Raw genomic sequence first — 13,546 nt, 5'->3', positions numbered from 1 at the left:
AATCTCTACATTCTTATGATCCTATGTCTTCCTCTGTGCTGAGGGGCCCTACCTCCTCCAAAACTGCTGAATTTATAGGTAAAACTCAGCATACCGTAACGCCGCAGGATAAGATTATTTACATCCTGGATGTAATCGTCTCCAACCATTCTTCGGGTATCTACATTCTGATCTAGAAGATCATACACCTTCACTTTTAAGGTTGCTTTTTCTTTCAGAAACTGATATCCGAGGCTGGTGTTCCATAATAAGGAGGTATTATCAAAGCCGGGTGAGACATTTCCGTATAGATTATAGGAGATATCATTGCCAAAAACGACATTTTTAGGCCAGTATGTGGTAGTCTCCAAAGACAGGTTATGGTTAACATAGCTCTGATCCCGACCTCTGTTGATATCATATCGAATATCATTATAAGACAATGAATATCGCGGACTTATCTCCAGAAGTTCATCAATGGCGTAAGACAAAAATATGGCAGGACTCAGGGTATACTGATCAGAATTATATTTCACCGCGTTAATAAAACCAACATTATGATTATAATTAGCCCCCAGTCTTACGCGGAATCGAAACTCACGTTCATCCTTTTTATAGGTTTTGGAATAACTTGTTCCAATGTATCCATTAACCACACCATCTACATTTGTAAAGGTGGTCTGGCGCACGAAATCTTCATTTAATCGGCTTAAAGCAACCACCTGATTACTGATGAAATTCAGGTTAAAATAACTAAAAAACCCACTGCGAGTGGCAAAGTCGAAATTTCTGAAATTAAAGTTTATCCTTTGATTGAAACTTGGCTTCAGTTCCGGATTTCCTACAATAACATTCAATGGATTGGTACGATCTTCCACCGGTTGCAGCTGCCTTACAGACGGCACATTAGATCTTGTGCTATATCCCAGATGCAGACTTTTTGAACGCTCTATGGTATATCGTACATCGGCGTCTACAAACAAATTATTAAAAGTATTGTCAAAGGAGACATTGTCAATAAAGTTATTGGTTTGAAGCCTGGTACTAAGTAATCCTAACTCGGTATCTATTCTCCATTTTTCACCTTCATAATTGATCCCCGCATTTGGTGTATGCACATAACTTATCACTTCAAAATCATTGCTGAGCAATTCATTGAAATTTGTGTAGCTCCCATTTTGAGCATTAAAGACGCTTCTCGTGGTGGTAGACTTTGAAGTATTGAAATTGTAATTTACATCAAGAAAAAGTTTATCTGCCAGCACGCTTCTCTTAGAAGCGCCCACTTCAAGTGAATTTCTGTCTTCATCCTGATCTATGTACTGATCCTGAATCTCAGCTTCTTCGACCCCGTCTGAAATAAAAAAACTTTCAGAATAATAGAAATTATCATTCCGCTGCCTTTCATGAGAATGGTTCAGGTCTAACTGAAGATAAGAACCCCTGCTGCCAAACCGCTTTATGAAATCTATCCTGTTGGAAAAATCTACACTCTCCAGATCTTCTGTTTCGTTTGTGGTCGTGGAATTTTTCAAAAACTTATCCTCATCTAGCGTTTCCTGCTCACGACTTCGATAGGAAATGCCAAAATTCGCATTCATTCTGGGTCTTACGGAAAGCCGGGTAAGAGTATCAAATTCCACCTCAAGCCTAAGATTCGCGCGATGGCTGTCATTCATCAGATTGCTTTCACTAAGCGAATTGATGAAATATCTGGAATCTGGAAGGATATTCTCACGTTCTACCCGCCTTCTTGTTTCGGTATCGTTGCGGCCAAAGAAATAGTCGGTACTTAATTCTAACCCATTATCCCATTCATTCACAAAATTAAATCCGCCAGTTTCGGATTTGGTAATTCCTCCAGAATTTCCAAAATTATTTCCGTTTATACTGAAGGATCCATCACCACCAACCCTTATACTCCGTGCATTGCCTCCCATCATATCAAAGACCTCGTCAAAGCTAAAACCCGAACTATTGATATTATTGGAACTGGCCAGTACGCTTAGCCTCATATCGTCCTTGAAATAATTTCCAATTCCGCTAAGCTCATAACGATCATCTGTCCCCCCACCGGCAGTTATCCGGGAAAAATAACCTTTGTTCTTATCTTCCTTGAGTTCGATATTAATGGTCTTATTATCAGGATCCCCGGCCTTTCCCGTGAACTCTTCACTTTTGGTTTTGGTATCGGTTACCTGAACTTTATCTATGATCTCCTTCGGAAGGTTTTTTGTTGCGATCTGGGGATCATTTCCGAAGAACTCCTTCCCATTTACCAGAATTCTCGAAACCGGCTTCCCATTTACGGTAATATTTCCATCAGAATCTACCTCAAGGCCGGGAAGTTTTTTCATGAGGTCTTCGAGGTTGGCATCCTGCCTCGTATTAAAGGAATTCGCATTGAATTCCAGCGTATCTTTCTTAATAGTTATAGGAGCTCTGTTTGCGGTAAGTGTAATTTCTTCCAGGGTATTATCCATCACGGCCAGGGAAATATTCCCTACACTTATCTGCTCCTCCACCTCCAGAGCACGCCTTTCGGGAACATAGCCAGCATAACTCACAAAAAGATTAACTTGTCTGGCGTCTGTTTCACCCTGCAGCAGGAACGAACCATCTTTTTCACTTATCGTATAACTTACCAGACTGCTGTCACTAACCTTTTCAACATACACGGTTGCAGCTTCAAGGGGCTTGGATTCACTATCTGTGATTGTGCCTGTGATTTTAAAATTCTGAGAGAAACCTGCATTCGTAATTAAAAACACAAGCAGGCTAAAGTATACACGCATTATATAAGCTTATAAAATTGATTTTCAGAAAATCCATAGAATTCCTGGCTCAGATTGTTTGAGCTTTAGACTTATACAATTGTTAATAGTTTAATTAGAACCTATTTCTTTCTGAAATATATGGTTACCGGCACCCCCTGGAAATCAAACTCCTTCCTTAGTTTGTTCTCTATGAATCGTTTATACGGATCCCTTACATATTGCGGAAGATTACAGAAGAATGCAAACTGCGGATGCGGAGTAGGCAGCTGCGTACAGAATTTGATCTTCACATATTTCCCTTTATAAGCCGGAGGTGGATTCTTTTCTATAATAGGAAGCATGACATCATTCAGTTCACGGGTCTTGATCTTACGGCTACGGTTCTCAAATACTTTAACCGCGGTTTCAATAGCCTTAAACACCCGTTGCTTGGTCAAAACCGAAATAAACACGATAGGAACATCTGTAAAGGGTTCTATCTCCCTGCGTATCATCGCCTCATAATCCTTCAGAGTATTGGTCTCTTTATCTACCAGATCCCATTTATTCACAAGGATCACGATACCTTTATGATTACGGTGGGCTAGCCAGAAGATATTCTGCACCTGCCCGTCAAATCCACGGGTGGCATCCAGAACCAGCAAACACACATCACAATTCTCGATCGCTCTTACCGAACGCATCACCGAATAAAATTCAAGATTTTCCTTGACCTTTGATTTTCTTCTTATCCCCGCAGTATCTACAAGGTTAAACTCAAACCCGAAGCGATTATAACGGGTATCCATCGAGTCCCTGGTGGTACCTGCGATATCTGTAACTATATAACGATCTTCACCAATCAGCGCATTTATAAACGAAGATTTTCCGGCATTTGGTCTTCCAACCACTGCAAATCGCGGCAGTTCGGTCTCTTCTTCGGCTTCTACTTCAGGCAGGGCTTCTACAAGAGCGTCCAGCAGATCACCTGTTCCACTTCCATTGGTGCTTGCTATCGGGAAATATTCACCGAGTCCCAATGAGTAGAATTCAACGGCATTTTCCAGCCTCTTGTTATTGTCTACTTTGTTAACAGCAAGCAATACCGGCTTTTTCACCTTTCGCAGCAGAGTGGCTACTTCCTCATCCATCGGTGTTACACCCGATTCAACATCTACCATAAAGATGATAGCATCGGCTTCATCAATGGCCAGCTCCACCTGCTTATCGATTTCAGCTTCAAAGATATCATCACTACCCTTTACGTATCCACCGGTATCTATTAGGGAAAACTTATGGCCATTCCAATCAGATTTTCCATAATGCCTGTCGCGGGTTACCCCACTTACCGAATCCACTATCGCTTCGCGGCGCTGAATAAGGCGATTAAAAAAAGTTGATTTACCCACATTAGGTCTACCCACAATGGCGACGATATTGCCCATAACTAAAATTGATTTCAGGGTGCAAAAGTAATGGTTTTAAACCAATTAAGCGCCCTATGTATTAAGCTGAAAAGATTATTTTTTATCGGTGTATCCGAATCGACGAAGTTGTTTGGAATCACTTCGCCAGTTTTTGTTCACTTTAACATACAATTCCAGATGCACCTGTTTTCCGAAGAATTTCTCGAGATCCTTCCTGGCTTCCACTCCTACTCTTTTGAGAGCTGAACCCTTGTGACCAATGATGATACCCTTTTGTGTTTCACGCTCCACCATGATCACGCTGCGCATCCTGATGATATTTTCCTCTTCAAAGAACTCGTCAGTTTCGATCTCCACGCTATAAGGAATCTCTTTTTTATAGTGCATCAGGATCTTTTCACGAATAATCTCATTAACGAAGAATCGCTCGGGTTTATCGGTAAGCGTATCCTTTGGATAGAAAGCCGGAGATTCCGGAAGCAGTTCCACAATGCGGTTAAAGACTTCAGAAACATTAAAACCTTCAAGAGCTGAAATTGGATGTATCTCGGCATTTGACACCTGTTCCTGCCAGTATGCCACCTGCTCTTCCAGTTGTTCCTGATTGGATTTATCGATCTTGTTCAGCAACAAAAGAACGGGAACTTCCGAATTTCGGATCTTATTCAAGAAGGCTTCATCTTTTAAGGCCTTTTCGCCAATTTCCACTATATACACAAGCACATCGGCATCTTCAAAAGCCGATTTCACAAAATCCATCATGGATTCCTGAAGCTCATATGCAGGCTTTATGATTCCGGGAGTGTCACTAAGTATCACCTGAAAATCCTCTCCATTCACTATCCCCAGTATTCTGTGACGTGTTGTTTGCGCCTTAGAAGTTATGATAGACAACCTCTCACCCACGAACGCATTCATGAGGGTAGATTTCCCAACATTGGGATTTCCAATAATATTCACAAAACCAGCCTTATGTGCCATAGCTCTTCTTCATTGTATTAAGAGTACAAAAATAGGAACTTAAAAGTGAGCATTTCGTAAAACCCGGAGCAAATTTCGAAACAAGACCTAAAAGATTCGAATTTGTTTATCACAAGAACTTAGAATATTCAAACTTAAAGGACTGAAAATCAAAATTCCATAAAAATTTCAATCTAACCGCTTTAGAAGTTGTGCTTCTATTTTTAATAACTATTTTTGCCCGCTCTTAAAGTGAGCTGAAAAGCGAAAAATATTGTCATGAAAAAAGTTCTGAACCTATTCGATTTCTCACAAAAGGTCAATTATAAAACCGAGATCCTGGCAGGTCTTACTGTTGCTCTGGCTTTGATCCCGGAAGCAGTCGCGTTTGCAATGATCGCCAAGCTTTCGCCTCTTACCGGTCTTTATGCCGCTTTTGTAATGGGGCTTATCACTGCGATCCTGGGCGGACGTCCCGGAATGATCTCCGGAGCCACTGGTGCGGTTGCAGTTGTAATAGTTGGACTTTCGGTTTCTCACGGCCCTGAATATATCTTTGCCACCGTGGTCCTGGCTGGAATTCTACAGGTGCTTGCCGGTGTATTCAAACTTGGGAAACTTATAAGGCTCGTTCCTCATTCAGTGATCTTCGGATTCGTGAACGGGCTGGCAATTATCATTTTCATGTCCCAGCTTGCACAGTTTAAAACTCTGAATGCCGCAGGAGAGACAGTCTGGATGACGGGACAACCACTCTATATTTTCCTTGGTCTGGTGCTTATCACCATGCTCATCATTTGGGGACTTCCTAAACTTACCAAAGTTTTTCCTTCGTCCCTGGCCGCTATTCTGGCGATATTCGGAATTGTGATAGCCTTTGGAATAGACACCAAAAGTGTGGGAGATATGGCCTCAATAAGCGGGGGATTTCCTCCATTCCATATCCCGATGGTGCCTTTAAGCTATGAAACACTTTCTCTTATCTTTCCTTACGCTCTCATAATGGCCGGTGTTGGTCTTATTGAAAGCCTGCTTACCCTGAACATCGTGGACGAGATCACCGAAACCAGGGGAAGCGGAAACAAAGAATGCGTGGCTCAGGGAACCGCAAATATCTTTTCCGGATTTTTCTCAGGAATGGGAGGCTGCGCCATGCTAGGGCAAAGTCTTATCAATATATCCTCTGGTGCCCGGGCACGATTGTCTGGAATAACCGCTGCGATAATGCTTTTGGTCTTCATCATGTTTGGCGCAGACCTTATAGAAAAGCTGCCAATGGCAGCATTAACCGGTGTAATGGTAATGGTTGCCGTTGGAACCTTTGAATGGGCCAGCCTGAAGACCTTTAATAAAATGCCCAAATCTGATGTGATCGTTATGGTTTTGGTTACAGGAGTTACCGTAGTACTGCACAATCTCGCCCTGGCTGTACTGGTGGGCGTGATCATCTCGGCCCTGGTATTCGCGTGGGATAATGCAAAAAGGATACGGGCAAGAAAAAGGATTGATGAAAACGGCGTTAAGCATTATGAGATCTATGGGCCTCTTTTCTTTGGATCGGTAAGCACATTCAACAGCAAATTTGATATTCTTAACGACCCGGAAGAAGTGATCATCGATTTTTCAGAAAGCCGGGTGGTAGACATGTCGGGCATAGAAGCCCTGAATAAATTGACCGAGCGCTACCTGAAACAGGGAAAAACGCTCCATTTAAGGCACCTGAGTTCAGATTGTCGCCGGCTTCTGGATAATGCCGATGAGATCATAGAGGTTAATATTCTTGAAGACCCAACCTATAAAGTAGCTACAGACAGGATTTAGTAGTTAAAGCCTGTTATTGTTCACCTCTATCCAGTATCCGTCGGGATCCTGAAGGTAGATCTGTTTAATTCCATCGGGCCTGGTATTGGTCGTATCTTTTTCACCAGGCCAGTTTTCGAATGGGATATTCTTATCCTTAAGGAATTCCATAAGAGCTTCAAGATCATCTGTGCTTAAAGCCAAATGAAAACCTTTATTTTTTTCAGTCTTCTCTTCACTCTCAATGAGATGAAACTGGATCTTATCGCCAAGCTCAAACCATCGAATATGATCGCCCAGCCCTCCATTAGGAATTTCCTTAAGCCCAAGGATCCCATGATAGAATTTCGCTGAAACATCCACATCCTTAACCAATAAAGCGTCATGGTCTTTTTTCAAATTGAAAGGGTTTTGCGCTGAAGATAATGTCATAACTAAAACTGTAATTATTGAACAAAGGCTTTTCATATTATAAAACTTAAAGTAGAAACAGAAATTTTCGCAAGAAAACTGATGCAGGCTAACCAGTATGCCTTAAATATAGCCTGAATTTTCCTGAAATATTCTTCCATCCTCTTTTTTAAGATTTTGTTTCAGTTTAAAAGCTTCCTAAAAATCAGATTTCAACTTTTAAACATTACTTAAAATACACCCCAGAGACATTTAATATTCCTAACTTTCAGAAGCAAACCAAATGGATGACGTATGTCTGCACTTGCCGAGGACCAATTTGAAAATATACTATCTATTGAGAATAAATGCACCCGATTGAATCTCAATGAGAATATATATGGCACTTTCGCCGAGATTGGGGCCGGGCAGGAAACGGTGAGACATTTCTTCAGGGCCCGGAATCCGAAAGGTACTATAGCGAAGACTCTTAGTGCCTATGACAAGGATTTTAGTGATGCTATCTACGGACTGGATCCTCAGAACAGGTATGTAACCGAACACAGGTTAAAAAGCATGCTTAAGTATGAAACCGGCCTTATTGAACAGCGAATTTCACGAGTAAAACATCCGGAGAAACTATTCTTCAGCTATGCCAATACGGTTGCAACCATTGATTGGGCAAAGAAATACAAAGGTCATGGCTGGCTGGGGATCCGTTTTCAAAAAAAGCCAAAACAGGAATACAGTGAGATCATTCTCCATGTACAATTACATGAGAATAGCGCGGCCCATCAACAGATAAGCCTGGGTCTCATGGGAGTGAACCTCATCTATGCTGCATTTTATCAGAGTGATGACCCCATGCAGGTAATGCGACATTTATACGATCATCTTGACAGCGACAAGATCGAGATAGATTCCATAAACTTTAGTGGACCCGTTTTTGAAGAGGTGGATAACAGGTTGATGAGCCTTCACCTGGTGAGAGAAGGCATTACCGAAGCTGTGATGTTCGCTCAGGATGGCAATAATATTCTGCCGGCCAATGCTCTCTATAAGAAGAACATTCTTACCCTTAGAGGAAGTTTCAGGCCCGTTACCAACCTCAACCTTGACATGTACAGGACTTCCCGAAAGCTATTTCTTGATGAAAAACGGGTTAACAAGAAGAACACGGTTATAATTTTTGAAATGACCCTGAATAACCTCAAATCCGAAGGCGAAATAGATGAAAAGGATTTCCTGGACCGTGCCGATCTTCTATGTGCCTCGGGGCATACGGTAATGATCTCCAATTTCCAGGAATACTATAAGGTAGTGGAATATTTTGCGCAGCATACCAAGGAACAACTGGGACTAGTACTAGGAGTAGATAACCTTCAGGATATATTCAATGAAAAATATTACAGGGGGCTTAGTGGTGGTATACTGGAAGCCTTTGGCAAACTTTTCTTTAAAAACCTGAAAGTATATTTATATCCTATCCTGGATGAGAAAACCGGAGAGATCATTAACAGTAAGAACCTGAAAGTTCACCCCCGTTTAAAAGAGCTTTATAAATTTTTTATTGATAATGATAAGGTAATAGACATAGAGGATTATGACAAAGAAGCCCTTAAGATCCATCCAAGAAAAGTCTATGAAATGATTAAAGAAGGTGACCCCGATTGGGAAAAAATGGTTCCTGGGCTTACTGCTAAAATGATCAGAGAAAAAAAGCTCTTCCAGAGGAAGCCTGCTAAAGAATCATCTGAAACTTCATGATCTAGGTAGAAAATTCGTTCTTTGCTGCACGATCGTACATCACTATACTTCCCGCGACCGAAACATTCAGGCTTAGAGTAGATTTGAATTTAACCAGGTAATGAGACTTTTCAATGGCTACATTAGAAAGCCCATGATCTTCAGCACCCAGCAAATAAACACATCTTCTGGGATGTTTAAAACTTTCCAGCGGCTCTGCATTTTCGGTGAGCTCTACCCCTACCAGCATGGCTCCTTTAGGCAGGTGATCGTAAAAATCTTCAAAGGTCTCGTAATGAAAATAAGGCATTGCTCCCACGGCTTTATGCGTATCACAGGCCTGCTTCGCATAGCGGTTACCTATGGTGAAAATGAAACTCGCTCCCATATTCTGGGCTGATCGCCACAACACCCCGAGGTTTTCCGGAGTCTTCCCGTTCTGAATGCCAATGCCAAAAAAACCCTGTTCCAGATTATCTACTTTCATGTGGCAAAAATAAGAATCCTGAGACAGTCTGCCCAGATAAACAGAAATCCTGAAGTTTCTTCTTATCATAATTTTCTTGAATTTCACCGATTAGAACACTAAAAATCAAAAACTTATGATATTTTTAAATCACTAATCAACCAATTAATTATGAAAAATTCTTTTTTGAATTTCAGGCTATGGCCTGAAAAATCCCTTAAGCGATCTGTTTATTTTATGCTAATGGCTTTCCTTCCACTTTTACTTTCGTGTAATGATAAAGAAAAGTATGAGGAAAAACCGGAAGAGAAAAAAATGACCCTGAACGACAGCATCAAAAGAGGTGAATACCTGGTAAAGACTATTGGGTGCCATGACTGCCACTCTCCTAAAAGAATGGGAGAAAGAGGGCCAGAGGAAATTCCGGAACTGGCATTATCTGGTTTTAGCGAGGGAGACAGTCTTCCTCCAGTGAGCACCGAAGCTCTTGAAAAAGGCTGGATGTTGATGAATGGCCAGCTTACTGCGTTTGTTGGTCCATGGGGAGTCAGCTTTTCAGCAAACCTTACCTCAGACGATACAGGACTGGGCAATTGGACTGCAGATCAGTTTATGACTGCCATGCGGGAAGGCAAACTCAAAGGACAGAAGAATGGAAGAATGATGCTGCCGCCAATGCCGTGGCAGAATTTTGCGAATCTTACCGATGAAGACCTGGAGTCCATGTTCAAATATTTACAAAGTACCGAACCGGTGAATAATGCCGTGCCGGCACCTATACCTCCTACAAAACTTGACAGTTTGAAAGCAGCATAAAAAAAACCCGGCCAATTGGCCGGGTTTTTATTTTCTATTTCACTGTAAAAGTTTTTAGCATCCCCTTTTCCTGAGAATTTGGAACTTCTGAGATAAGGGCATAGTTACCCGGTTTGAGATCCACGGTAAAGAATCCTTTATCACCGGATTTCATTTCCTGCACTCCACCAAGGAACCTGAAACCTTCGGGAGCCGGAGTTTGTAAACCTGTAGGCTCACTCCAATTAACCCACTTTTCCAGTTTAGCCATATCAGTTCCTTCATCAACCCACACGATATTCACATCATGTTGTAAATAGTGTTCATGAACTTTCTGCTCTCCATAATTCACCTGAAAGGTCTTCTTCCCGGAAGTTACATTTTCATCGAATTGAATTCCATTAGCCCCATCAATATCAATAACATAATCTGCCTTAGGTGGCTCAATACCACTATCCGTATCGGTTACCTGAACCTGTTCAGACATCTGTAATGTATGGAAAGTACCATCGGTCATTTTTACATAACATTCAATTATATAAGTACCAGGCTCCAGTTTAATGGTAGACTGAGCCTCAGTGCCAGGCGACAGAAGGCCCACACCTCCGGTAAATTCTACTTCCTGGAACCATTCAGGCAACTTACCGAATGCCGCCTGGGCTTCTTCCATTTTTCCTTCATTGATTAGATCCATTCCTTCCTGAAATGAAGGTACTACTTCTTTATGAGCATCTTCTATACCTTTACCTTCAGGATATTTATCAAATAATATTAAATGAACTTCATTAGAATTATTCTTATACCTGATGGTATTCCAACCCGACGGCAAAGTATCGGAAGGAATTGTAAACTCCATGGATCTTGTAGTGATCGTAAAAACATTCTTGTTTTCTAAAGATGTTATCTCTTCCTCGGCCGTAGCCTCCATGTTATCATCTTCATTTTTTTCCTTTTCATTTTTACATCCCACAATAAGCCCAATTCCTATGAGCAGAAGAAAGGACAGTCTGGCAATTTTAAGATTTCGAACAAACATATAATTGATATTTAGTTGGTTACTTAATTAAAAAAACTGGTATCGGGAAATGAGTAGGGGATTTCTAAATTTCATAAATTTTACTTGAATTACCAAAATCAGCTTAAATCCGATAACATTCCCACCCTCTAAATCTTAATTAATTGTCAAAAAAATAAACAAGAGTCTAAATAGGTACAATTTTCAGTATCAGTTTATTAAATTTAAGATTCAGCTCATTTTTAAGAATAAAAACCAACCATTGCTATGCTGGAAAACAGCAGAATTGTCATTGAAAACATAAGCCCTTTAATAAATTGTGGAGAGTATGCAATTAAAAGAGTGGTGGATGAAATAGTACATGTGGAGGCCGATATTGTCGGAGATGGTCATGATATTATTCAGGCATCCTTATTTTATAAACATTCTAAACAACGCAGCTGGAACGAATCCCGAATGAAACCCACTGCAAATGACAGATGGGAAGGATTTTTCAGGGTTGAAAAACAGGGAGATTATCAGTATTATATCCAGGGATGGGAAGACCATGGCCTGAACTGGCGGCATGGAATCATAAAAAAGATCGAAGATGGTCAGGAAGTGACATCCGAATTACTGGAAGGCGCAGAAATTCTTAAACCTATCCTTAAAAAATGCACAAAAACAGAGGCCGTGCTATTAAAAAGAGCCATTGCCGATTTCACTAATAAGGACCAGTATGAAGAAGCTTTAAATATCTGCCTGGATGAAGGGCTCGAAAGAATCCTTTTACAATATCCTCATAAGGCGGTGCCTTACGAATCACAAAAAATGCCTGTATATGTAGACCGTAAAAAAGCACGGTTTAGCACCTGGTATGAATTCTTCCCCCGCTCTGCATCATGGGAAGAAGCTAAGCATGGAACTTTTAAAGACTGTGAAAATATCTTACCACGAATTGCCGAAATGGGATTCGACACACTCTATTTTCCACCCATACATCCTATTGGAGAAGTAAACAGAAAAGGGAAGAACAATGCGACGAATGCGGCTCAAGAAGATGTAGGGTCTCCCTGGGGAATTGGCTCTGAAAAAGGCGGGCATAAAGATATTCATCCTCAACTGGGGGATCTTAGTGATTTTAAATCGCTCGTAGAAAAAGCAAAGCACCTGGGAATTGAAGTGGCGATGGATTTCGCCCTTCAGGCTGCTCCCGATCATCCTTATGTAAAAGATCATCCAAACTGGTTTAAATGGAGACCCGACGGAACGATCCAGTATGCTGAGAATCCACCAAAAAAATACCAGGATATTCTTCCTATCTATTTTGAATCGGAAGAATGGAAGAAAATGTGGCAGGAATTCCGCGATATAGTACTATACTGGATTGAAGAAGCCGGGATCAACATATTCAGAGTTGATAATCCGCATACCAAGCCCTTTTATTTCTGGGGCTGGCTTATTTCAGAAGTCAGGAAGAAACATCCCGACACACTGTTCCTTTCAGAATCCTTCACACGACCCAAGGTGATGGAGCAGCTGGCAAAACAGGGCTTTACGCAATCGTATACCTACTTTACCTGGCGCACCAGCAAACATGAGTTAATGGAGTATGTCAATGAACTGACCAAAACAGATCTGAAAGAATATTTCCGCCCGAATTTCTGGCCAAATACTCCCGATATCAACCCTTATCACCTCCAGGGGGCCAATGAAGCGATGTTCATGATCAGGTATTTCCTGGCTGCTACTTTAAGTTCAAATACTGGAATTTACGGACCTGTGTTCGAATTTATGATATCCGATGCAGTTCCGGGGAAGGAAGAATATCTGGATTCAGAAAAATACCAGGTAAGACACTGGGACTGGAATGCCGAAAACAAATTAATGAGAGTGATCACTAAGATCAACGAGGCAAGACAAACCAATCCTTCCTTACAACAGACCAATAATATCAATTTTTGTGAGATCCACGATGACGGCCTAATGGCTTACCATAAATATGATCAGGATAGAGAGAACCACAGCCTCATGGTGGTGAGTCTTGATCCATATTATCAGAAAAGCGGGACGGTAAAAGTTCCCCGGCATGAATTGGGTTTACAAGCCGGACAAAGTATTAGAGTAGAAGACCTCATAACGGGCAATTCTTATAACTGGGATCAGGAATGGTGTTATGTTGAATTGCATCCTGCCATGCCATTCCACCTTTTTAGAATTCATAAAATTTAAA

Annotated in this window: 10 protein-coding genes; 4 read left to right on the top strand and 6 right to left on the bottom strand. The window is 41.2% G+C overall.

What is annotated here, in order from left to right; all coding sequences use genetic code 11:
* Window positions 1-5: 5 nt before the first annotated feature.
* The 3 genes from EZJ28_RS09860 to era all read right to left on the bottom strand — a co-directional run bounded on the left by EZJ28_RS09860 (window position 6) and on the right by era (window position 5,143).
* Entirely contained in the window at window positions 6-2,774 is a 2,769-nt protein-coding gene (locus EZJ28_RS09860) for an outer membrane beta-barrel protein (RefSeq protein WP_131397362.1), read from the bottom strand.
* 101 nt (window positions 2,775-2,875) lie between these two features.
* Entirely contained in the window at window positions 2,876-4,180 is a 1,305-nt protein-coding gene (gene der, locus EZJ28_RS09855; RefSeq protein ID WP_131397360.1) for a ribosome biogenesis GTPase Der, read from the bottom strand.
* A 75-nt stretch (window positions 4,181-4,255) separates the two neighbouring features.
* Window positions 4,256-5,143, bottom strand: a complete 888-nt coding sequence (gene era / locus EZJ28_RS09850; protein ID WP_131397358.1) for a GTPase Era — start codon at window positions 5,141-5,143, stop codon at window positions 4,256-4,258.
* Between the two features lie 258 nt (window positions 5,144-5,401).
* Between era and EZJ28_RS09845 the strand changes: the two genes are divergently transcribed.
* Window positions 5,402-6,943, top strand: coding sequence for a SulP family inorganic anion transporter (locus EZJ28_RS09845; RefSeq protein WP_131397356.1), 1,542 nt, complete (start codon window positions 5,402-5,404; stop codon window positions 6,941-6,943).
* Window positions 6,944-6,946: 3 nt separating this feature from the next.
* On the opposite strand, the gene EZJ28_RS09840 is transcribed toward EZJ28_RS09845, so the two are convergent.
* Window positions 6,947-7,321 (bottom strand): VOC family protein, encoded by a 375-nt coding sequence (locus EZJ28_RS09840; protein ID WP_242670098.1) that lies wholly within the window; start codon window positions 7,319-7,321, stop codon window positions 6,947-6,949.
* A 306-nt stretch (window positions 7,322-7,627) separates the two neighbouring features.
* Here EZJ28_RS09840 and EZJ28_RS09835 point away from each other — a divergent pair, with 306 nt between their 5' ends.
* Window positions 7,628-9,079, top strand: coding sequence for a TonB-dependent receptor (locus EZJ28_RS09835; RefSeq protein ID WP_131397352.1), 1,452 nt, complete (start codon window positions 7,628-7,630; stop codon window positions 9,077-9,079).
* 1 nt (window position 9,080) lies between these two features.
* On the opposite strand, the gene EZJ28_RS09830 is transcribed toward EZJ28_RS09835, so the two are convergent.
* Window positions 9,081-9,545 carry an RNA methyltransferase gene (locus EZJ28_RS09830; RefSeq protein ID WP_131397538.1) on the bottom strand — a complete coding sequence of 155 codons (465 nt, stop codon included), beginning with the start codon at window positions 9,543-9,545 and terminating at the stop codon, window positions 9,081-9,083.
* Between the two features lie 150 nt (window positions 9,546-9,695).
* Between EZJ28_RS09830 and EZJ28_RS09825 the strand changes: the two genes are divergently transcribed.
* Window positions 9,696-10,340: a c-type cytochrome gene (locus EZJ28_RS09825; protein ID WP_207388450.1), complete on the top strand. Its 645-nt coding sequence runs from the start codon at window positions 9,696-9,698 to the stop codon at window positions 10,338-10,340.
* Between the two features lie 34 nt (window positions 10,341-10,374).
* Here EZJ28_RS09825 and EZJ28_RS09820 read toward each other — a convergent pair whose 3' ends face one another.
* Window positions 10,375-11,355 carry a hypothetical protein gene (locus EZJ28_RS09820; RefSeq protein ID WP_131397350.1) on the bottom strand — a complete coding sequence of 327 codons (981 nt, stop codon included), beginning with the start codon at window positions 11,353-11,355 and terminating at the stop codon, window positions 10,375-10,377.
* A 246-nt stretch (window positions 11,356-11,601) separates the two neighbouring features.
* On the opposite strand from EZJ28_RS09820, the gene EZJ28_RS09815 reads away from it, so the two are divergent.
* On the top strand, window positions 11,602-13,545 hold the full coding sequence (locus EZJ28_RS09815; protein ID WP_131397348.1) for an alpha-1,4-glucan--maltose-1-phosphate maltosyltransferase: 1,944 nt from the start codon (window positions 11,602-11,604) through the stop codon (window positions 13,543-13,545).
* Window position 13,546 lies beyond the last annotated feature (1 nt).

The organism is Gramella sp. KN1008 (assembly GCF_004332155.1).
Lineage (GTDB): Bacteria > Bacteroidota > Bacteroidia > Flavobacteriales > Flavobacteriaceae > Christiangramia.
Note: the sequence above shows the minus strand (reverse complement) of the source record. Positions and strands in the feature narration are given on the sequence as shown.

What these genes read in the sequence shown, in the direction of transcription:
- EZJ28_RS09860 (WP_131397362.1), bottom strand. Translation starts at nt 2,774, where the DNA reads ATGCGTGTATACTTTAGCCTGCTTGTGTTTTTAATTACGAATGCAGGT.
- EZJ28_RS09815 (WP_131397348.1), top strand. Translation starts at nt 11,602, where the DNA reads ATGCTGGAAAACAGCAGAATTGTCATTGAAAACATAAGCCCTTTAATA.
- EZJ28_RS09820 (WP_131397350.1), bottom strand. Translation starts at nt 11,355, where the DNA reads ATGTTTGTTCGAAATCTTAAAATTGCCAGACTGTCCTTTCTTCTGCTC.
- EZJ28_RS09830 (WP_131397538.1), bottom strand. Translation starts at nt 9,545, where the DNA reads ATGAAAGTAGATAATCTGGAACAGGGTTTTTTTGGCATTGGCATTCAG.
- der (WP_131397360.1), bottom strand. Translation starts at nt 4,180, where the DNA reads ATGGGCAATATCGTCGCCATTGTGGGTAGACCTAATGTGGGTAAATCA.
- EZJ28_RS09835 (WP_131397352.1), top strand. Translation starts at nt 7,628, where the DNA reads ATGTCTGCACTTGCCGAGGACCAATTTGAAAATATACTATCTATTGAG.
- era (WP_131397358.1), bottom strand. Translation starts at nt 5,143, where the DNA reads ATGGCACATAAGGCTGGTTTTGTGAATATTATTGGAAATCCCAATGTT.
- EZJ28_RS09825 (WP_207388450.1), top strand. Translation starts at nt 9,696, where the DNA reads ATGAAAAATTCTTTTTTGAATTTCAGGCTATGGCCTGAAAAATCCCTT.
- EZJ28_RS09845 (WP_131397356.1), top strand. Translation starts at nt 5,402, where the DNA reads ATGAAAAAAGTTCTGAACCTATTCGATTTCTCACAAAAGGTCAATTAT.